The 22,815-nt window shown below is 43.9% G+C and carries 14 protein-coding genes; 12 read left to right on the plus strand and 2 right to left on the minus strand.

Annotated elements, in window-relative coordinates:
• Positions 1–210 precede the first annotated feature (210 nt).
• Together LNTAR_RS28025 and LNTAR_RS28030 are read left to right on the plus strand one after the other, a co-directional pair.
• A complete protein-coding gene (locus LNTAR_RS28025) occupies positions 211–900 on the plus strand; it encodes an IS110 family transposase (RefSeq protein WP_007280277.1) in 690 nt (229 codons plus the stop codon).
• Positions 901–1,043: 143 nt separating this feature from the next.
• Positions 1,044–1,469: a transposase gene (locus LNTAR_RS28030; RefSeq protein WP_238527780.1), complete on the plus strand. Its 426-nt coding sequence runs from the start codon at positions 1,044–1,046 to the stop codon at positions 1,467–1,469.
• Between the two features lie 81 nt (positions 1,470–1,550).
• On the opposite strand, the gene LNTAR_RS18500 is transcribed toward LNTAR_RS28030, so the two are convergent.
• Together LNTAR_RS18500 and LNTAR_RS18505 are read right to left on the minus strand one after the other, a co-directional pair.
• Positions 1,551–2,708, minus strand: coding sequence for a hypothetical protein (locus LNTAR_RS18500; protein WP_157473710.1), 1,158 nt, complete (start codon positions 2,706–2,708; stop codon positions 1,551–1,553).
• A gap of 1 nt (position 2,709) precedes the next feature.
• Positions 2,710–3,705, minus strand: a complete 996-nt coding sequence (locus LNTAR_RS18505; protein ID WP_007280280.1) for an FAD:protein FMN transferase — start codon at positions 3,703–3,705, stop codon at positions 2,710–2,712.
• A gap of 442 nt (positions 3,706–4,147) precedes the next feature.
• On the opposite strand from LNTAR_RS18505, the gene LNTAR_RS18510 reads away from it, so the two are divergent.
• The 10 genes from LNTAR_RS18510 to LNTAR_RS18555 all read left to right on the plus strand — a co-directional run bounded on the left by LNTAR_RS18510 (position 4,148) and on the right by LNTAR_RS18555 (position 22,693).
• Entirely contained in the window at positions 4,148–7,189 is a 3,042-nt protein-coding gene (locus LNTAR_RS18510; RefSeq protein WP_007280281.1) for an FAD-dependent oxidoreductase, read from the plus strand.
• A gap of 217 nt (positions 7,190–7,406) precedes the next feature.
• A complete protein-coding gene (locus LNTAR_RS18515) occupies positions 7,407–8,948 on the plus strand; it encodes an arylsulfatase (protein WP_007280282.1) in 1,542 nt (513 codons plus the stop codon).
• A 592-nt stretch (positions 8,949–9,540) separates the two neighbouring features.
• Positions 9,541–12,540, plus strand: coding sequence for an FAD-dependent oxidoreductase (locus LNTAR_RS18520; protein WP_007280283.1), 3,000 nt, complete (start codon positions 9,541–9,543; stop codon positions 12,538–12,540).
• A gap of 19 nt (positions 12,541–12,559) precedes the next feature.
• The gene (locus tag LNTAR_RS18525; protein WP_007280284.1) at positions 12,560–13,699 is read left to right on the plus strand and encodes a glycoside hydrolase family 88/105 protein; all 1,140 of its coding nucleotides are present in this window, start codon (positions 12,560–12,562) and stop codon (positions 13,697–13,699) included.
• Positions 13,700–13,745: 46 nt separating this feature from the next.
• A complete protein-coding gene (locus tag LNTAR_RS18530; protein WP_007280285.1) occupies positions 13,746–14,885 on the plus strand; it encodes a glycoside hydrolase family 88/105 protein in 1,140 nt (379 codons plus the stop codon).
• 50 nt (positions 14,886–14,935) lie between these two features.
• Complete coding sequence (locus tag LNTAR_RS18535; RefSeq protein WP_007280286.1) at positions 14,936–16,477, plus strand: sulfatase family protein; 1,542 nt, start codon at positions 14,936–14,938, stop codon at positions 16,475–16,477.
• A gap of 136 nt (positions 16,478–16,613) precedes the next feature.
• Positions 16,614–18,095, plus strand: coding sequence for an arylsulfatase (locus LNTAR_RS18540; RefSeq protein ID WP_238527781.1), 1,482 nt, complete (start codon positions 16,614–16,616; stop codon positions 18,093–18,095).
• An 82-nt stretch (positions 18,096–18,177) separates the two neighbouring features.
• Complete coding sequence (locus LNTAR_RS18545; RefSeq protein ID WP_007280288.1) at positions 18,178–19,281, plus strand: glycoside hydrolase family 71/99 protein; 1,104 nt, start codon at positions 18,178–18,180, stop codon at positions 19,279–19,281.
• Between the two features lie 122 nt (positions 19,282–19,403).
• A complete protein-coding gene (locus LNTAR_RS18550; protein ID WP_007280289.1) occupies positions 19,404–20,900 on the plus strand; it encodes an arylsulfatase in 1,497 nt (498 codons plus the stop codon).
• A gap of 161 nt (positions 20,901–21,061) precedes the next feature.
• Complete coding sequence (locus LNTAR_RS18555) at positions 21,062–22,693, plus strand: arylsulfatase (protein ID WP_007280290.1); 1,632 nt, start codon at positions 21,062–21,064, stop codon at positions 22,691–22,693.
• Positions 22,694–22,815 lie beyond the last annotated feature (122 nt).

The raw sequence follows: 22,815 nt of genomic DNA on the forward strand, positions 1-22,815 counted from the left end.
GGTCTGGGGGAGAAATTTTAGAATTAAAAAAGGAACATATAAATTTAATCATTCTCGATACGAATCGGCGCTCCTGTCTTTTAAAGACTTTCTGGGCATTTCGACCGGGAATGTTTACCAGCGGGACGAATACTCAGAAAGCTTCAGGCACGAATGCTATAGGAATTTCGCATGCTGTTTTTTAAATCTATATATTCCCTAGGAGTAAAAATGTATAATACAAGAACTAAAAATCCATCTGAATATCAAGTTATTATTGCGATCGACTGGGCTGATCAAAAACATGACCTACGAATTCTTAAGGATTGTGAAGAAGAATGTAAAGTTATCAGTAGCGATTTACTTACTCTCAAAAACTTCTTTGATACACTCATACTTGAAACTGTTAATGGTTCCATTGCCATTGTCATCGAGAGCTGTCAATCTGCACTGATGAATTTATTAATATCATTCACAGAGTTTGATATCTATGTGGTTCATCCTACGACTGCTTCAAAGTTTGCTAAAACATTTCATTTGAGTGGTGCTAAAAGTGACCGAGCAGATACTAAATCATTACTTGAACTGTATTTAAAACATCCTGATAAAGTTCAAAAAGTAGACTCATCTTTTTCAAAGGGGAAACTGAAGCGACTTAATATAAAAAGGCGTGATTTAGTAGGTGATAGAACTCGTTTAACTAATCAATTAACTGCGTTATTGAAGATTTATTACCCAAACGCCCTCAAAGTCGTGGGCAATCATTTATATGCAGATATGTTTCTAGACTTTTTAGATAAATATCCAAGCCCGCAGGATGTCATTAATGCTCATCAAATCGGCATTACCAAATTCTTTAACAAACGCAGTACCAAGCATAGTAAACAAAAGAGAGAGTTCAAATATTACGCTCCTCCATAATTGTTGTTAATGATGAAGATGAGTTGGATTACTACATATTTGAGATACAACAATTCTGCCACAGAATCAGGAGTTTAAATAAGGTCATTAAAGCTTATGACGAAAAAATTGAGCAAGCTTATCGCAGTAATGAGGACTATGAAATGTTTCAATCTTTCCCAGGAGCAGGCCCTAGTATCGGCCCACGTCTTATGGCTTTCTTTGGGGGCGATCGAGATAAATTTAAGTCTGTAAATGAGGTTCTTAAAATTAGTGAAATAGCTCCTGTGACAATTCAGAGTGGAAAAATGAATATTGTCCGAAGACGTTTTTTATGTGATAGGTTCACTCAACTTAGTTTTGTGGAGTTCGCAAATAATTCCATAAGATCGTCAATATGGGCACATGAATTTTATTATCATAAGAAAGCTCTTAACATACCTCATTTCACTATACTTAGAGCTTTGGCCTACAAATGGATTCGTATCATGTATCGCTGCTGGAAAACGAGAACTCCATATAATGAAAAGACCTATCTGGAAGTATTGGAGAAAAGACAACCTGCATGGTTTCAGAAATTCGTTAATTAACCTCGTATTCTAGTTGTAAGTGCACTCAGAAAAGCCCGGAAATTAACTTATTTTACTGATTCATAATGAGTGACAAATATTTTAAATTCGGTCTTCGTGTTTTTTTGCGAAGTCAGCAAGTTTTTGATTTACCTTTGGGGACAATGTTTGTTCTTCAAGAAAACGGTAAGCCCGGCGTGCAATAAAGAAGTCTTTAACCTCTAAGAGTGCGCTTAGGTTCAATTCGAGTTTATCCGAGAATAAATTCTTATTTTCGATGAATTGAAGAGTAAGGTGCACAGTGTAATAAGAACTTTTGCTGAGTTTCTCTGAAAGTAAGAGAAGGGTTTCATCATCTAAGGCATCTTCATTAGCGAGTTCATCAATGATGATTGCCGCATTATAATTTTCCATTTCCGGTAGAGCCTGAATGGTTTTTTGGTAATAATCATTTTTGTTTTGAGTAGCCGTCTTTAGGTAAGTTAGACCCAAATCGATTTGATCAATACCCGCTTCTGCTAAAGCATTGGCCGTGGTATCCACATAGTCTTGTGTATAAATCTTCTCTCTCATAAGATAATTCAGAATAAACTCGATTTTTAACCAATCTTTATTATCGAGAGTTTTTTGAATATAAGCCGGCGTGCAATGGAGTTCGGTCTCTGTCTGCAGTATGGGTACGATCTCGGTATTTGCATAAGTCCACAAGACCCAGGTAGTCCAGGCGGCATCTTTCACTACGGCATCTTTGACTGTTGCGGGCGTCGCAATCGATTCCCCATCCACATCTTCATCGTCAGCTTCAGGAAGTACATCTTTCTTTTCCTTAGGCTTATCGGGTTCTTTCGCTAAGTAGGCTAAGGAATGCTCCTGCAAGATGGATTTTTTATCTTTCAATATTTTATCCAGCATCTCGTAATCTTCGGCAGTAAAGGGTTCGTGCTCAACTTTGGTCAGGGGCTTTTTCTCAGGATAAGTAAGATGAGAATAATTACCTGCATCATCCCAATACATAGTGACTTCAACCAACTTGCATTTATTATCGAGACAAACGGAATTGATCAAATCCATTGAGTAGCCGGTAGGGTGGCCATGATCGTCATAATAAGCCAATAATTCATGTTGCTTTTTGGCTTCCTTAGGGTAGACAGGATCAATCAATTCAATGCCTTTATACACCTGATTTTGAGTTGAGGTGCACGATGATACGAATAAGCATAGAAGACTTATTAGGACAAGTGGTACATTAAATAATTTCATTTTAAGCAAGTCCAAAACCTTCTGTGTGTTGTATATGCCCCTTTTTATTGACAAAGAGGGCGTCGGCTTGAGGAATTTGTTTAATTAAACTCATGCCCTTTTCTTGACCAAGGACAAACAGCGCAGTTGAAAGAGCATCGGCTTCCATGGCACTGGGGGCCAAAACCGAGACACTGGAAAGCTCAGTAGGGGAGTAACCCGTTCGCGGATCAAATAAATGATTGTGGCGAAAATCCTCAGAGAACTTCACCTGATAATCTCCGGAACTCGAAAGGCAACGGTTTGTTAGATTGATTTTGCCCAAGTATTCATCTTTACGGCTGTGCTGAATGCCAATTTTCCATGCCTCTCTATGTTGTGGTTTGCCAAGAGGACTCAATTCTCCGGCATCGATAAGTGCATGCTCGATACCGTGGTCTTTTAAGGCTTTTTGAGCCACATCAGCAGCTAAACCCTGAGCAATACCATTGAGGCTTATCTGTCCACCGGCCTTATTCATACAAATCAGTCCATCCTCAATTTCCATAAATTGCCAACCGACCTTTTCTTTGACTTTAGCGATAGCTCTAGGCTCTGGCAATTGACCCTTTAAAGCATTCTTTCTGAATAAACGCCATAGGGGTTGAATAGTCACATCGAAAGCCCCTTCACTCAATTTAGAAAGCTCTTTGGCTCTTTTTAAGACATCGACTAAGAGTGGATCCGGATTGCGGAGAATGCCTTCGCGGTTGACTTGGTTTAACTGGCTATCGGGACGATAAAGACTCATTAAGTTCTCGACTTTATCAATTTGAACTAAGGCTTCATCCATTGCTTGTTCAGCGACTTTGCTATTATGGTGGAAAACTGTAAAAGTCATTTCTGCGCCCAGCGCAAAAGAGCGGCGGACATGCTTTTGTAATCCTTTTGTTTGAGCCTGGCTATTGCCCCCTAGGAGCATGAGTGATGCACCTGAGCTCAAAGATAAAAACTGTCTTCTATTCAATAAATTATTCATGTATATCCTATAAATCTTCTAACACTTAATTTGTCAAAAAAGAATACCTGCCGCCGTATTTATTATTTTTTAGATGAATTATTTCAGTATGGTCCAATTTAGTGAAAGGGAATTGAGCTTTCGCTGTTTTCTTTAAGTACCAACTCTGCGTCTCTGCGTCTCCGCGACTCTGCGTGCAGATAGTAAAAGTTAATCAGATCTAAAAACTGAGTACAGGAATTAGACTTCTCTAAAGATACTATTTTAATAATAGCTCTCACTCAAAGAAAATCACGCGGAGGCGCCGAGGCGCGGAGAAAGAAGTATAGTAAAAAAAAGGTTCATTTGAATATCACAATTTTAGAATAAGCATTTTTTTTCTCATTTTTTTGTAAAAAGTGCGGCAGGTTTGTTTTGTAGTCAAATTAAGTAGTACAAGAATTTAAAACTAGGGAAAAAATTAATGAGCATAACTTATTACCTGAAGCTCGCAGTCATCTTTGCGCTATTGCCACTCTCCAGCTACTCACTTGATAAACTTGTCGAATCCAAGTCGACTCTTCCACTTGCCTATGATGTGGATGTACTTGTTGCCGGTAGCTCACTAGCCGGAATTGAGGCCGCCTGTGCTGCGGCAGATAAGGGAGCCTCTGTATTGGTGATTGAATCCCGCCCTTATCTTGGTTATGATATCTGTGCCAATCAAAAATTGTGGTTGGAGAGTGATGGAAAGCCACAGACCGACATCACTAAATGGATATTTGATAATAAACGCCAAACCACACCTCTAAAGGTCAAAGGCCTCTTTGATAGAGTTCTCCTTAAAAGAAATATTCAGTTTTTGACCGGTAGCTTTCCAGCGGAACTCCTAGTTGATGAAAAGGGCAAGCCGGCCGGCATGACCATGGTGAACCGCAGTGGACGCCAGGCCATTCGTGCAAAAGTTATTATTGATGCAACGCCTCATGCGGTTTTAACTCGCCAGTTACCCAATGCCTTAAGCGAATTTCAGCCAGGTGAAAAACAATCATCTTTTACCGTTATTGGCGGGGACTTAAAAAAGGCAAACGAAATTATTCAGGGCAAACAAGTTCCAAATGTTGAATTTACGTCAAAAGTTCAAATTAAGAAAAAAAAGAAGAAGAAAGTATCGGTCACAAAAAAGTTTTCAGCCTATCACTACGATGCCAAAATTGATTTAAAAGAAGACAATTATCGCGAACGCAGCAAAGCCATCCACAAGATTAGATCCATGGTTTCTGATCCAAAGATGGCGGATCATTCAGAGGGTTTACTGATATTCCCTGAGCGCATGATTAAAACTGCATCGAATAGTGATGATAGTTCTGCCGTAGAAAATTATCTTCCCAAAGGATTTGATAATCTTTTTGTCCTAAATGCTTATGCCGGAATTGAGGATAAAGCTGCCCGTGATCAACTCTTAAAGAGTCCTTATAAATTTGCTCCCATTGGCAAAAAAATTGGCGCCACAGCGGCTGAACTGGCGACTAAGACAGTCGTACCCAGTAAAATTGACTACTTAGCCTCCACAAGTGAAAAGGGAAAACTCGCGGTCTCAGGACTTGCCAATAGTTTTCGTTTTAATGATCGTCCTCAATTGGAACTTTCGGACCATGATCTTCCCGTTTTAGGTCGCTGGGATGTGGTCGTCGTCGGCGCCGGAACATCGGGTGCTCCTGCAGCCTTAGGGGCGGCCAGAGCGGGTGCTAGAACTCTAGCAATCGAATACATGGATGAGTTAGGCGGAGTTGGAACTGCCGGTATGATCTCAACGTATTGGTATGGCTTTCGCTTTGGTTATACTGCGGAAGTGGATAAAGCTTTAGGCACAAAAGAAAGCTGGAATCAAATTCAAAAATCAGAATGGCTCCGTCAGCAATTACTCAAAAGTGGCGCTGAGCTGTGGTTTGCCAGCTATGGCTGTGGTGTAGTTATGAAAGGCAACAAGGTCTCTGGTGTAATCGTAGCCACGCCCTTTGGTCGAGGTGTTGTTTTAGCTGACGTCGTTGTTGATGGTACCGGTAACTCAGATATGGCTGCGGCGGCAAAAGCCAATACTCATTACAGCATTACTAAACACGGCGACTTATCAGTTCAGATTTCCAATTATGCCGTTCGTAAACTAGGCGCAGGCACTAATAATCCAGCGCGTTATATGCTCAATGATAACGATATCTTTGATCGTTGGCACCTAAAATTATCTGCTAGGCAAGAAGCTTACAAGGCCTTAAGTTCTCATGATATGGGGCAACTGATACCTTCACGCGATCGTCGTCGCATCGTTGGTGAATACACTTTAACCACTGAAGATATTCTTACGAAGCGTACTTTCCCGGACACCATCAGCCATCACAAGAGTAACTTCGATGCTGGAGCGCATCCGGATACCGAAATGTTCCTAATAAAAGATATGAAGGGCCCCGTTTTTACTTGTGATATGCCTTACCGCTCAGTTATACCGAAGGGTCTGGAAGGACTTCTGGTTATCGGCCTGGGAGCAAGTGCTGACCGCGATGCCATGACTCTCGTTCGCATGCAGCCCGATTTACAAAATCAGGGCTACGCTGTGGGCATGGCCGCTGCCATGGCTGTACTGACTACAGGTGGCAATGTACGCGATATCGATATAAAAGCCCTGCAAAGAGATCTTGTCAACAACAACTGCCTGGACAAAAGAGTTCTTACAGACCGTGATTCCTTCCCCTTTAGTGAAGAAAAAATTAAACAAGCGGTGAAAACCCTACACAAACTGACCATTGATGTTCACCAAAAACCAGAAAAGGACGATACTCATACAGCTTTAGCCGTGGTGATCAGTCATCCACAAGAATCAATTGCTTTACTAAAAGAGGCTTATGCAAAAAGTTCAGATTCTAAGGTCAAATTAAACTTTGCTCGTATCTTAGCTATACTTGGTGATGACACAGGAAAAAACACTCTCATCGATGCTGTCAAAAAATCACCTAATTGGGGGGCTGGTTGGGACTACAGCAATCAGCGTAAAGATGCCAATACTTTTGGTCCTGTAGATCGCATAGTCATTGCTCTGGGGTTTTTAAACTCAGCGGAAGTTCACGCACCCCTATTAGAGAAGATGGATCAATTGACACTTAAGAGTCCGCTATCTCATTATAAGGCTGTTTGTCTTGCCTTAAGAATGAACAAAGATCAGTCCTTGGCTGAACCCTTAGCTCGTTTTCTAAAAGAGAAAAAGCTCAAGGGCCACACCCAAACCCTGACTTATTATAATGGGAAAAATAAACAGAAAAATGCTTATGTGCGTCAGGGGGTCAATACAAAAGGCGGCGCAATGGTGAATAATAAATTTAAAGAGCTCCTAATCGCGGCACTTCTTTTTGAATGTGGCGATTACCAAAATCAAGGACGTGAGATCTTAGAGGCCTACACCAAAGATGTGAATGGGCATTTTGCCGAGTACGCAAATAAAGTCTTGACCCATGGCACAGCAATGAGCGCGAAGTAAACATGGACTTTTTGGTATGTAGTTCACGATTTATCGTGCGTAATTTAAAAATAAAAACATAATTACCCATAAAGCGGGGCAAAGCCCCTAGTCGCCTGGTCAAGGATTGGCAAATCCTTGCAGGGAGAGCTCGAGAGGGACAGCGTCCATCTCGTGTGCGAAGCACCAGCCTCTTTATCGTGAGTGATTTAAAAATAAAAAAAACATTGAGTAAAATATGAAAAAGCTAAAGCACATTATCACATTTAGATCAAGTCTAGTTTTTAGTTTACTAGCGCTATTCAGTACATCTCTGATTGGAGTCGAAAAGCCAAACGTCATTGTGATCTTAGCCGATGACCTCGGCTACTCTGATCTGGGAATCTATGGCGGAGAAATCCAAACCCCAAATATCGATCAACTAGCGCGGGAAGGTGTACGCTTTACGGGGCTAAAGAATGCCTCGCGTTGTACACCATCACGAGCTTCCTTCTTGACCGGTCGCTATTCCCATGCGGTTGGCGTGGGGGCAATGTCGAAAGATGAGAATTTACCCGCTTATCGCGGTCAGCTCTCCGCCGATGCACCGACCATCGCAGAAATCATGAAAGCGCAAGGCTATGCGACGGGCATTGTCGGCAAATGGCATCAGACCTATACCGGCAAGTCGAAACAAAAAGCGCTGTACCCTCTGGATCGCGGTTTCGACTTTTTTTACGGCACTTGGTGGGGAGCGAAGGATTACTTTAGCCCGAAATTCATGATGAAGAATGATGAACACATACCCGATAGTACTAAATACCCAGATGACTTTTATCTAACTCACGCGCTATCGGATTCTGCGATTGAATTTGTTGAAGCGCAGAATGAGCAGAAGAACCCCTTCTTTTTGTACCTCGCTCATTATGCACCTCATGCGCCGATTCAGGCTCCTAAAGAAAGAATCCAAAAATGTGTTGAGCGTTATAAAGCCGGTTTTGTGAAACTCCAACAGGAGCGATTTGAACGTCAGAAAAAATTAGGCGTAGCGCCTAATAATGCCACTCTTCGCGATCAAACTAATAATTGGAATAGACTCAGTGAGAAAGATAAAGACGCATGGATAAATACCATGGCAACCTATGCAGCTATGATTGAAATTATGGATGATGGCATCGGTGAACTATTTGATGTCTTGAAGAAGAATGGTCAATACGATAATACTTTGATCTTATTTTTAAGTGATAATGGCTCGACTCCTGAGCACAAAGGAAAAAGGTCAGCAGCTCTTCTTTGTTCTGCACTCAGTAATACGCCATTCAACGGATTTAAGGCCCATGCACTTGAAGGAGGAATAGCTTCGCCACTCATTGTCAGCTGGCCAAAGCAACTTGCGGAACACGCAAATCAAATTCGTCATGGTCACTGCCATATTATCGATATCTTGCCCACTTGTCTGGAAGCAACTGGGATCAATTTCCCCGAGTCATATAAAGGGCTAACTCCAGTGCAGCCGGATGGCATAAGCTTGATGGCTGCGGTAAAAGGAAAAGAATTAGAAAAGCGCACATTCTTTTGGGAACACCATCAAAGTCGGGCTGTTTATCAAGATGGCTGGAAATTAGTTGCAGATAAAGGTCCATGGAAACTTTATAACCTGAACAATGACCCAGGAGAAAAATCCGATTTGTCTAAGCAGTACCCGGAAAGAACTGAAGAACTTAAAGCGATGTGGACAAAATGGGGCACAGATTACGGCGTGATTCGCGTACCATCAAATAAGAAGAAGAAAAAGAAATAAAGACGCTCTTGGGCGCACCGCCGGCGCTCCCAAGAGAAGTTTGGCAACGTGAATATTGGGATCGTTTTATACGTAATGAGAATCATTTTTTAAAGGCTATAGAGTACATTCATCAAAACCCGGTGAAGGCCGGTTTATGTACCAGTGCGGAAGAGTGGCTGTGGTCGAGTGCTTATAAAAGTAACACGAGTGAGTGATTTCATATACTCTTGATAAGAGTTATTAAGTGGGGGTTTGATATAGCTTTGTTAATGCCGGCGAGTCGCCAGCGCTCCCGTGTGTTTTCGTGTTTAAAAAACTTAGATCTTAATTTATGTATGCCGGCGGGTCGCCAGCGCTCCCAAGTGAGCATGCAATGGAGTACTCATGCCGGCGGGTCGCCAGCGCTCCCAAGTGAGCATGCAATGGAGTACAGAAGAGTATAGGGATTGCGGGTTCCGCTAAGGCTGATTGATTAAATGATAAGCATCAAAGTTAGAGTTATTTACTAAAAAAATGTCAAAAATCAAAAAAAAAGCACGGCAGGTTTTTCTCTGAGGGGAATAAAGAGTTGACAAGAAGGAATATTTTTAAAAATTTAAGGAAGTAGTATATGAGGCCCTCATTTATTTTCACAGTCATAGTACTGAGTATGTTATTATTGGTGGAAAGCCAAGCACAAACTAAAACCGTGAGTGAATCTGAACGCCAGATTCCTCTGTCTTATGATGTGGATGTCATTGTCGTTGGTGGTACTCTACGAGGCGTTGCCGCTGCAGAAGCAGCTGCTAAGCAAGGCGCGAAAGTCTTTCTTGTAACTGACCGTCCTTATTTAGGCGAAGATGTCTGTGCCACTCAAAGACTTTGGATTAAGTCCGATCAAAAACCAACGACTGAATTGGGTGGGTCAATTTATGGCAAGGCCCGCAAAACAAAAAATGGCTACTCAATTGTTACACCAATGGATGTTAAGCGTAAGCTGGACGAGGCTCTATTAAATAAAAAAGTCCCTTACCTTTATGGCAGTTACCTAACTGAAATTCTTCATGACCCAAATGGTGAAGTCGCCGGCATTGTAGTGGCTAACCGTTCTGGTAGACAAGCGATTCGTGGGAAAATCATCATTGATGCGACTGACCGGGCTTTTGCGGCGCGAATGGCAGGTGCAGATTTTACGTCGTACCCAGCGGGTCCTCAAAAGTTCAAACGTATTATTATTGGCGGTGAGCCAAATAAAGAAGCAAAAGATTTAGGTTTTCAGTACACCGTTGTGCAAGTAGCTAACAAGCCGAAAACCATAAAAAATTCCTACGCAGTTTATGAATACGATTTAGAAATCTCCATGAAAGATGGTTCATTTAAATCCTTTATTAAGGCTGACAAGATTGCCCGCGATAAAAGCTATCATTTTGGTCAGGCGACTTATTCTGAGAAGTTATTCCAGATTCCACCAGATAACTTAAAATCGATCAGATCTCATCAGGGCTCATGGGAAAGTGCTAAAAGCATTCCAATTGAAGCCATGACACCAAAAGGTTTAAAGCATCTTTATGTTCTCGGTGGCTGTGCCGATGTCTCACGTTCAGCAGCGGAACAATTACTTAGACCGCTCAATAGTTTACAGCTCGGTCAAATATTGGGTGCAAAGGTCGCTAAAAAAGCCATAGAGAGAGAATTAGCTCCTGCAAGTCAACTTGTTGTTGCCGGTCATGGTGGCAAAGCGACAATTCAGGCTGAAGTTGGTGATGTTTTAACTGGCTTGCGCTGGAAACCTTCTGAGGGTTCAGTCCGTAGCCCTGCCAGAGCTTTACCGGTAATTGGTCGTTACGACACTGTCGTCGTTGGTGGTGGCACAGGTGGAGCCGCAGCCGGGATTGGCGCTGCTAGAGCAGGGGCTCGTACACTTGTTATTGAACATTTACACGGACTTGGTGGCGTTGGTACTCTTGGTCGTATAGCCATTTATTATAACGGCAATAAAGCCGGCTTTAATGCCGAAGTGGAAAGAGAAATTACGGCACTGGCGGATGAAAAGTTTAAGCCGCGAGGCCACCATAAAAACATTCCCTTTGACATTGAAACCAAGATGGAATGGTTGCGCAAAGAAATCAATAAAGCCGGAGGTGAGGTATGGTACCTGACTTTGGGTGTTGGCTCAGTCCTTCAAGATAAGCGTTTTACGGGCGTTGTTGTGGCCACACCAGAAGGCCGTGGCGTCATTCTCGCCAATACCGTCATTGACTCGACTGGTAACTCAGTTATTCCTCATTGCGCCGGGCTTGAAACTCAGATGATTGACAATGAGCATATTTCCGTTCAAGGAACGGGTTTACCTCCCTGGCACCCCGGTGATAATATGATGAATTCAGATTGGACTTTTGGTCACGATGATGACGTTTTGGATATTTGGCGCATGCATGTTGTAGCAAAACAAAAATTTAAAAACGACTATGACTTAGGGCAACTGATTGATTCTCGAGTCAGACGTCGTATCTATGGCGATGTCTACATCACCCCGATGGATATCCTCAATAAGCGAGTCTACCCGGATGTGATAACTGTGGCCAAAAGTGACTTTGATAATCATGGTTTCTCTAGACATAACATGTTTATGGTTTATCGCCCGGCAAGAGAGTACATGTACGGCAACATACCTTACCGGGCTTTATTGCCGAAAGGCTACGATGGCATCCTAGTAACCGGGCTTGGAATTAGTGGTGATGGCGATGCCATGCCAGTCATACGTATGCAACGCGACATCGAAAACCATAGTTATGCCGCAGGTTATGCTTCCGCCATGGCGGCTCGTAACCAATCGACTGTGCGAAAGATTGATATCAAAGAACTGCAAAGACACTTAGTTGACATTGGTACCATCCCTGAAAAGTATATTGATGCGAAAGACAGTTTCCCTTTAAGTGAGAGTACGATTCGCGAAGCGGTAAAAAGTCTTGGCAAGGATTACTCAGGAATTGAGAAGATTTTAACTCAAGTCGATACCGCTATTCCAATGATGCAGGGGGCTTACAAAGCTGCAAATGATCCTGAAGTTAAATTGCGTTACGCTCATGTACTTGGCCTTTTTTACGACGCTACAGGTGTTGATGATTTGCTAAGGGCAGTCAGTAAAGCAAAGTGGGATAAAGGCTGGAAATTTAAAGGTTGTGGTAACTTTGGTCCAACTACAAGTCCACTTGATAACTTAATTATTGCACTGGGACGTACAGGCGATGAAAGAGCGCTGGCAGTACTCATTAAAAAAGCTGAGCAGCTCAATACAAAACATGCCCTCTCGCACTTTCGTGCGCTATCAGTCGCCTTTGAAGCGCTCAAAAAGCCAGAAGCAGCAAAAGCACTCGTCGGACTTTTGGAACTCCCTAAAACAAAAGGCAATGCCTTTTTGGACATAAATAAAGTTAATAAAATAACGCCTGCCAATAATTATGATTGTACGACTCGTGAGGTTTCATTGAGAGAGCTCATTGTCGCACGGGCCTTGTACCGTTGTGGTGATTATCAGGGGATGGGTAAGAAGACCCTTGAGGCTTACAGCAAAGATTTCCGTGGACATTATGCGATTCACGCCAGAGCTATTTTAAAAGAACAAAATTAAAGGAAAATATAAAGGACTTATGAAAAAACTTATCGTACTGCTTTGTGCAGTCTTAGTGGCCAGTACTTATGCTCAAGAAGCTAAACCCTTGCCGGTGAAGTCAGCCATTGAAATGGCTGAGACAGTTATCGCTGAAACGGCTTTAGAAAAGGGCCAAAAGCCAAGGCGTTATAATTACTGGATGTACCAAAATTATATGATAACAGAGGGAATAAAGGCGATGGGCGAGGCTTTAGGTCGCCCGGACTTCAGTTCTTATCAAGATAAACAGATGCTGTACTTTCTCGAAGAGTACAAAAATATTAAACCCATGACTGGCATGTACCTACATCCAGGAACCATGTGGCACTGTGGTATGGTCGCTAGCCTTTATGATATAAAAAGGAAAAGTGATCATCCGGAAATTGATCGAGGAATTAGCTATTTTCAAAAGATGTTAAATAATGCACCTAAAGTAGCTGGTGGTACCTTAGCTCGATATAGACCTGAGTGGAAATCTAAGGCGATTCAAATTGATGACTTGTACATGGTTACCCCATACTGGGCACGTAAATCGGTTGATCATGACGAAGCTAAATATCTTGATTTGGCGATCGAAGAAACCCTTAGTTATTACAAGCATCTGTGGAATGCTGAGACAAAATTATTTCATTGTCTATGGCTCGAAAAAAAGCCGGAAGTTAAAATTCCGCACTGGGCTAGAGGCAATGGCTGGTTTGTTCTGGGCATCACGGATTTGCTAAATTTCGTGCCCGAAAACCATCCGAAACGAGCTGAGCTTTTAGAGGTCTATAATAATGTAATGCTGGGTCTTATGGCGCGTCAAAATAAAGATGGCTTATGGCATCAGGTATTAGATCACCCGGAAAGTTATACCGAGACATCGAGCTCCGGCATGTTCACTTACAGCCTATTGCACGGCTCTGCCAAGGGCTGGCTGCCGCCATCTGCTCGCACTGCCGGTATTAAAGGCTGGAACGGACTGCAGACAAAACTAACAGACAATAATCAACTAGAAGATGTTTGTAGGAGTACCGGTATGTCTGAGGACCTCGACTACTACTTTAACCGTGAGCGGATTACTCACGATCAACACGGCATAGGCCCCTTCCTATTGTCAGCATCAGAAATCATTAAGCTTAAGTCAAACAAGCTCTAATTCATAAAATATAAGTGATTCAATTAAAGGAAAATATTAGCGACTTATGAAAAAACTTATCGTACTACTGTGTGCAGTCTTAGTGACCAGTAATTATGCTCAAGAAGCTAAAGCGCTACCACTGAAAGCCGCTATTAAAATGGCTGAGACTGTGATCGCTGAAACGGCTTTAGAAAAGGGTCAAAAGCCGACGCGTTATAATTACTGGATGTACCAGAACTACATGATTGCCGAAGGCATCAAATCCATGGGCGACACTTTGGGCCGCCCAGAGTTCAGTGAATATAAAGAGAAACAACTCATGTATTACTGCGATTCATTCAATAAAATTAAGGATAAACGTACAAAACAACATTATCTCAAACCAAATTCTCTATGGCATAGTGGTATGGTTGCTAGTTTCGTTGAAGCACAAGCAACAAGCGATCACCCTGAAATCACCCGTGGAATATCTTACTTCCAAGGCATGCTGAATAAAGCGCCTAAAATTGCAGATGGAACACTCACTCGCTATAAACCTCGATGGAAGTCAAAGGGTGTGCAAATTGACGATTTATATATGCTTGCCCCCTATTGGGTACGTAAATCCAAGCAAAGTGGCAATCCAGAATACCTTGAGAAAGCCATAGAAGAAACTCTCAGTTATTATAAATATTTGTGGAATTCGCAAACAAAATTAATGCATTGTCTATGGCTGGAAAAGAAGCCAGAAGCCAAAATTCATCATTGGGGGCGTGGCAATGGCTGGTTTGTTATGGCTATTACTGACTTGCTGCACTTTGTCCCTGAAAATCATCCAAAAAGAGCCGAGCTCCTAAAGATCTACAACAATGTTATGCTTGGCCTTATGGCTCGTCAAAATAAAGACGGCTTATGGCACCAGGTTTTAGATCGCCCAGAAAGTTATACCGAGACATCCTGTTCCGGCATGTTTACTTACAGCCTTTTACTCGGCTCTAATAAGGGTTGGTTGCCGGCATCTGCTCGCACTGCTGGCATAAAAGGTTGGAATGGACTGCAAACAAAGTTAACGGATAAAAATCAACTCAAAGACGTCTGTGTCGGAACCGATATGTCCGAAGATGTGCAATACTTCTTTAAGCGTCCCCGGGTTACCCACGATCAACACGGTACAGGACCCTATCTACTTGCCGCATCAGAACTTATGAAGCTTAAGAAAAAATAATAAATGATAAAAATATAAGTGATTCAATTAAAGGAAAATATTAGCGACTTATGAAAAAGCTTATCATACTACTTTTTGCAGTCTTAGTGACCAGCACTTATGCTCAAGAAACTCAAGCCTTGGCTGAGACGGCAGTCGCGAAAACGGCTCTTAAAAAGCAACCGAATATATTGTTTGCTATTGCCGATGATATGTCGCATGCCAGCGCCTATGGACACAAATGGGTAAGCACACCCCATTTCGATAAACTCGCTCGCGAAGGGATACTGTTTAAGAACGCATTTACCACTAATCCGAAGTGTGGACCATCGCGTGCTGCAACCTTGGGCGGACGCCATTTCTGGCAGATGAAAGCCGGATCGTGTCATTGGAATGTGTGGCCGAATGAATTAAAAATTTATACCGACCTCTTGGCAGAAGCGGGTTACCACGTTGGCTTGACCGGTAAGGGCTGGGGACCTGGAGACTACAAGAAACGCGGTGGGCGTGTTCATAACCCTGCGGGAAAGGCCTACAATACGCAGAAGAAAAAATTCCAGGTGGGCATAAGCGACAATAACTATTCAGGCAATTTTAAGGAGTTTCTCAAAAAGCGAAAATCAGGGCAGCCGTTCTGCTTCTGGTATGGAGCAAAAGAACCTCATCGTGGGTATCTAACTGGTTCGGGAATTAGAAGCGGTCTTGATCCTAAAACAGTGAAAGTACCAAGTTACTACCCAGACCATGCTGATGTGCGCAGCGACTTTCTGGATTATGCTTTGGAGGTGAACTGGTTTGATAAACACCTCGGCGAGATTGTTGAATACCTGCGCGAGATTGGGGAGCTGGACAATACTCTGATTATTGCAACTAGTGATAACGGAGCACCCTTTCCACGGATCAAGGGACAGATATACGATGAAGACTTTCGTTTGCCAATGGCTGCACGTTGGGGGGCTGTCCACAAAGGTGGAGCAGTTGTGGAGGACTTTGTGAACAATATCGATATTGGTCCAACCTTTCTTGAAGCCGCAGGCGTAGAAATTCCGGAGGAGATGTCTGGCCGAAGCTTTGTTGATATTTTCAAAGCAAATACAAGCGGTTTTGTTGATCCGAAACGCGACTTTGTTTGTGTGGGACGCGAGAATCATGATTTAGGCCGGGAAGGGGATCTGGGCTATCCCGTGCGCGCCATACGGACTCGAGACTACCTGTATGTACATAACTTTGCTCCGGATCGGTGGCCGGCGGGCAACCCTGAAACAGGTTTTACAAACTGTGATAGCTCGCCGACGAAAAGTCTGATCCTCAAGTTGCATAAAGAGGGTAACAGTCAGTACTTTGAGGCAAATTTTGGAAAGCGGCCTCAAGAGCAGTTGTTCAAGTTGTCAGTAGATCCAGAGTGCATGAAAAATCTAGCTCAGAACCCGGAGTATTCTAAGATAAAAAAAGAACTCTGGGAGCAGCTGAAGACGACATTGATAGAGACCAAAGACCCTCGCATCCTAGGCAAGGGCAAGGTGTTTGATGATTATGAATATATCGGCAGTGACAAAGCTAAGCACTCATGGAAAGCCTATATAGAGGGCTGGTGGAAACGACAAAGGTATTAAGCTCAAAAAAACTCAGTTAAAAATAATTGGAGAAACAGTGAAGAAACTTAAATGTATCATAAAATACAGTGTACTCGCTGCCATGTTGGCCACACTGTTCTGTAGCACTCTTACTGCGGCAGACCCGTCTTCGCCTATGAGCTACGACGTGGCAAGCAGGCCGAATATCATCGTCATCTTAGCCGACGATATGGGCTATTCGGATCTGGGCTGTTACGGCGGCGAAATTCAAACCCCGAATATTGATGCCTTGGCGCGTGAAGGAGTCCGGTTTACCGGCTTCAAGAACACCGCCCGTTGTACGCCGTCACGCGCATCTCTGCTGACCGGTCGCTACTCGCATTCAGTCGGGGTGGGCGCTATGCAGCAAGACCAGCATTTACCCGGTTATCGCGGGCAACTTTCGGCCGATGCTCCGACCATCGCCGAAATCCTGAAACCGCACGGCTACGCAACCGGAGTTGTCGGGAAATGGCACCAAGCCGTCACCGGCAAATCGAAACAGAAACCGTTGTTCCCGCTCGACCGCGGCTTCGACTTTTTTTACGGCACTTGGTGGGGTGCGAAGGACTATTTCAGCCCCAAGTTCATGATGAAAAACAGTGAACATATACCGGACAGCACTACATATCCCGCGGACTTTTATCTGACCCATGCGCTCTCCGATTCCGCGATTGAGTTTGTGGATGCGCAGGTCGGTCAGCAGAATCCATTCTTTCTGTACCTCGCGCACTACGCGCCACACGCCCCGATTCAGGCACCGGCGGATCGGATCCAAAAGTGTATCGACCGCTATAAAGCTGGATTTGTTAAACTTCAGCAAGAGCGCTTTGAACGTCAGCAGGAATTGGGAGTGGCGCCCGATAATGCAGCAACCATTGACCAGTCCAGTAAATGGAACACGCTCAGTGAGGCAGATAAAAATGAGTGGGTAACCACGATGGCAACCTATGGCGCCATGATTGAGATAATGGATGAGGGGATCGGGCAACTGATTGATGTTTTGAAGAAGAATGGTCAATATGACAATACCCTGATACTCGTGCTCAGTGATAACGGTTCAACACCCAATCATAAGGGGACGAGGAATTTGGCTAATCTTTGTGCCACACTCAGCAACACGCCATTCAGCGGAGTCAAAGCCCATGCCCTTGAGGGAGGTATCTCTTCACCACTGATCGTCAGTTGGCCGGATAAGCTGAAAGAATATGCCGGTCAAATTCGGAATGGACGCTGTCATATTATCGATATTTTACCGACCTGTCTGGATGCAGCTGGGGCCAAATTCCCCGATGCATTTAAAGGAATTAAGCCGGTGCAAGCGGATGGAATAAACTTGATGGCTGCGGTAAAAGGGGCTGAATTAGAAAGTCGCCCCTTTTTTTGGGAACATCTACAAAGCCGTGCTGTTTACCGTGATGCTTGGAAATTGGTTGCAGATAAGACGCTGTGGAAACTGTATGATCTGAGCAAGGACCCTGCCGAGCAATGCGATTTATCCAGTAAGCATCCTGAACGGGCTTCCGCACTCAAAGCGCTCTGGACCGAATGGGCAGAAGAGTATGATGTGATTCCTTGGCCTTCAGCCAGGAAGAAATTGCCTGCTAAATCACAGTAAGTTAAGCAAAGTATAAAAACTCATGTGTCAATGCGTATATTAATAACAATACTCAAGTAATTAAAGGAACAATTTAAACTATATGAATAAATATAAACTAAGCTGTGGGCAGGAATTAAGCTATCCACTAAACACGCTATCAGCGAAAGCAAGGACTTTCACGTCCTTTGCCAAGCACTTCCTTTGCCTATGTTTTTTAACGATAAACTTGAATGCTCAAGATGCAGAACAAAAAGGGCGTCCAAATGTTACTCCGGTACCGGTATCAGAACGTCAGGTAGGAATAGCTTATGGACTGTGGATGGATCACAAGCAATGGAAAGGTAATAATTGTTGGGGAACACCGGCATTGGGTAAGTATGATTCTCGTGACAGGCGGGTTATCCGCAAACATGCAGAATGGCTTTATGACGCCGGAGTTGACTTTGTTTGGCTTGACTGGTCAAATAATATTAATTACGACTCGGCAAAAGTCTGGGAAGGCGGGCACCAAGATGTGATTGAAGATGCCACTGCAATCTTGTTTGATGAATATGCCAAGCTTGAGAAGAGGCCGAAGATAAGTGTGTTTATCGGTGTGACGCTAGCTCCCGAGGCTGTAAAGGATGGGCGTCTTCAAAAAAAGGCTGACCAGTTCTATACCATGTATGTGGCAAATCCCCGTTACCGTTATTTGCTTCAGGACCATGAAGGAAAACCCTTGTTGGTTGTGTATGTCAATACTCCGACTCCATGGCCGAATGGTATTCCGGATTGGGATGATGAACGTTTTACGGTGCGTTGGATGACAGGGTTTGTGTCAGAGCAAAAGAGTCTATTAAACAATGATAAGGATAGAGTGAGTAAATACGGCTACTGGTCGTGGGAGGATCGAGGTAAACAGACATATCCGATTCGTAATAACTATCCGGAAGCCATGGTGATTTGCGCCGCAACTCGCAGCCAGAAAGTTAAATATATTCCTCCGAGTGGACGCCGTAATGGTGCGACCTTTAAAGAGCAATTCGCTCGGGCACGGGAGATAGGACCAAAATTCGCAATGATTGTTTCGTGGAATGAATGGGTGCGAGCAGAACAGCCGACCACAGAGATCAGTAAAGATATCGAACCATCTAAGGAATTCGGACATTTCTATCTTAAGCTGATGAAAAGTGAGATTGCCAAGTTTAAGGGGATTAAGAAATAGATGCAGATATTCTGAATGCGGGGAAGTATACCATATCTCCACGGACCAAACCTTTCGAAGATACCTTGGCAAGACCTTGAGCTAGAAGAGCTGACTTAAAATTTAATCAAGATCAATTAATTATGAAAAATACAAAACAAGCTAACCCGCCCCGTCAAAATGGCCTTTTCAGAGGTGGCTTGAAGGCCCTGTATCGTACGTTAACGGTCGTAGCTGTGTTGTTTTCAGCAAGCGCCGCGTCTGCCGAGGAGACGCATTCTCCCAACATCCTCTGGATCATAGCCGAGGATATGTCTCCCGATCTGGCTTGCTATGGCAATAAGGTCGTGACAACGCCGAACATTGACTCCTTGGCGGCCAAAGGGATGAGGTTCAGCAATGTCTTTACCACTGCCCCTGCGTGTTCTCCGAGCAGGACGGCACTCGCAACAGGAGTCTATCAGACGACGCTCGACGCCCATCACATGCGCTACAGTTCCGAGCTCAGATCGAACCTCCCCAAAGCGGTCAAGGTATTGCCGGAGTTGATGCGCGAGAATGGATACTACACGGGGAACATCAAAGGTATTTGCGGTACGGGGACAGGGAAGGATGACTGGCAATTCAATGTACCGGGGAAGTCATGGGACACCCATTCATGGAAGGAGTTGAGCAAACGCCAGCCTTTCTTTGCTCAGATCAATTCCTCCCAATCCCATCGCGGATTCTCGTCAACCAAGAACATTGCAAAAGAGAAAATCAAGATTCCTCCGTACTATCCGGATCACCCTGTGAGCAGACATGACTGGGCCGGATACTACAATGAGATCAATAAGTTTGATCGGCAAGTCGGTGATATTCTGAAACGTCTTGAGACCGAGGACCTCGCGAAGAACACGATCGTCTGCGTCTTTGCGGACCATGGCAGGCCGATGATTCGCGGAAAGAACTGGCTGTATGACAGTGGAACGCAGATCCCGCTGGTTATCTACTTCCCCGAAGGGATGAAGAAACCCAAGGCGTACCAAGCGGGAAAGACGAACACCGAGCTACTCAGTGCCATCGATCTGGTGGCAGAAACCGTTCTTATGGCCGGCGGCAAGATCCCTGCTTGGATGCAGGGCAGAAGTTTCCTCCGAAAAAACTCCAAACCGCGGAATTACATCCACACCGCTGTCGACCGTATCGGGAATGTCGACACATGCAGCCGAGCTATTCGAAGCGATAGATTCAAATACATCCGGAACTTCAAGACGCCCGGATCGATCAATGAATGCACGACAGCATACCGTCGAGCATCGCATTCGATTTACCACCTGTTGAACATCATGGAAGACAAGAATCTACTGACGCCTGCCCAGGCTCAGCTTCTGAAGCCTCTCGCGGATGAGGAATTGTACGACCTGGTGAATGACCCATACGAAACGGTTAACCTCATCGGCAACAAGGATTTAGAATCAATTCACAACAAGCTCAAAGAACAAATGGCGGAATGGATTGAATTCAGTAAAGACAAAGGCCTTGAAAAAGAGAGCGCCGCCATCGTTGAGCATTTCAGAGAATACGGTAAGACTACAATGAAGAGCAGAGCGAAAAGTATTCAGAAAAGGCGATTGTCAGTCGAAAAGTACTTTGAGTAATACACCTGGATTAAGAATTGCTAAGATTGAGGAATCGTTTGATGGCAACTGCTCGAAAAAATGGTGTGTCTTTCATAAGGGCAAGCCGTTCGTATGGCAGATAAGTGGAGTAGAATAATATGAAAATCAGTAAGCACAAAAAATGGAAGTTTGGATAAATAATGAATAAACTTAAGTGTAAAATTAAATTTAGAGTGATGCTTGTCATGTTGGTAGCACCAATTTTCTGTAGCACTCTTGCTGCGGTAGACAAGCGAAGTGGAATGACGCCGGCCAAGGATAAACCAAATATTATTATCATTATGACCGATGATATGGGGTTTTCGGATCTCGGCTGCTATGGCGGCGAGATCGAAACACCGAATCTTGATATGTTGGCGAATAAGGGGGTGCGTTTTACCCAGTTCTATAATGCGGGTCGCTGTTGTCCAACCCGTGCCAGTTTGTTGACGGGCTTGTATCAGCACCAGGCGGGTATCGGAGGAATGATGGGGGACCGGGGGGCGGAGTGGCCGGGATTCCGAGGTCATTTGACTGAACGTTGTGTTACCTTTGCTGAAGTTTTGAAGACTGCCGGTTACAATACTTATCAGACGGGCAAATGGCATGTTGGTGACAAGAAAAAGGAGTGGTGGCCCCTCGCACGTGGCTTTGACCATAGCTATAGTTGTCCGCAAGGTGGAGGGTTCTTTTTTAAACCCTCTTCATTCAAAGAAAAACGACAAGTCGTGCGTGACACGGAAGTGCTTTATGATCAGAAGAATGACCCGCCGGCAGATTGGTATGCGACGGATGCCTGGACAGATGAAGGCTTAAAGTTTATTGAGTCGGAAGCGAAGGAAAACAGACCTTTTATCTGGTATCTGGCACATAATGCACCACACTTTCCCTTGCAGGCGAAACCTCAAGATATTGCCAAATACCGCGGAAAATTCATGCAGGGTTGGGACAAGCTACGCGAACAGCGTCATAAGCGTTTAATTGACTTGGGAATCATTGATAAGCAATGGAAACTTTCGCCAAGGGAAAAAGGTATTCCAGCTTGGGACTCTTTATCCGGCAAAGAAAAGTACCAACAGGATCTGCGCATGGCAAGCTATGCCGCAATGATTGATTGCGTCGATCAGAATGTCGGCAAGATCATCACCAAGCTTAAAGAGCTTAATCAATATGATAATACCCTGATACTCTTCCTGCACGACAATGGTGGTTGTGACGCGGGTGGGGCCATGGGTGAAAACACTGGTAAGGGTACCTGCGGGACGGCGAAGTCATTTGCCTATTATGGTGCTTGCTGGGCGAATGTATCCAATACTCCGTTCAGAAAATATAAAAAGTATATTCATGAGGGTGGTATTTCCACGCCACTTATTGCTCATTGGCCAGAAGGTATAGCAAAAAAACTTCAGGGAAAGCTGATAACAGAGCCCGCCCACGTAATTGATATTATGGCAAGCTGTGTTGATCTGTCCGGGGCGACTTATCCCACAAGCTTCAAAGGACATGCGATCATTCCCATGGAAGGAACTAGTTTACGTCCGCTGTTTGAAGGAAAAAGTCTTGAACGTAATGACGGTCTATTTTTTGAACACTATGGTCACCGCGGCGTCCGCAGAGGATCTTGGAAACTGGTGGCAACAAGGCAGGGAAAATGGGAACTCTACGATATGGTGAGTGACCGTACTGAACTGAATGATCTATCCTCAAAAATGCCGGAAAAGGTAAAAGAACTTAGTCGCCTCTACAATAAGTGGACGGAACGCTGTTTTGTCCAAAAGCTGAAAGGGGAATAATGAGAGTGTCTGCTGAACCTGAACAGTGAATTACAAAAGTATGATGTTTATGAATATTGCTTAAATACTACAAGTTATCAGAAGAGAAACCATATATATTTAATGAATAAAGAACTGTGCGC

Source organism: Lentisphaera araneosa HTCC2155 (assembly GCF_000170755.1).
GTDB lineage: Bacteria > Verrucomicrobiota > Lentisphaeria > Lentisphaerales > Lentisphaeraceae > Lentisphaera > Lentisphaera araneosa.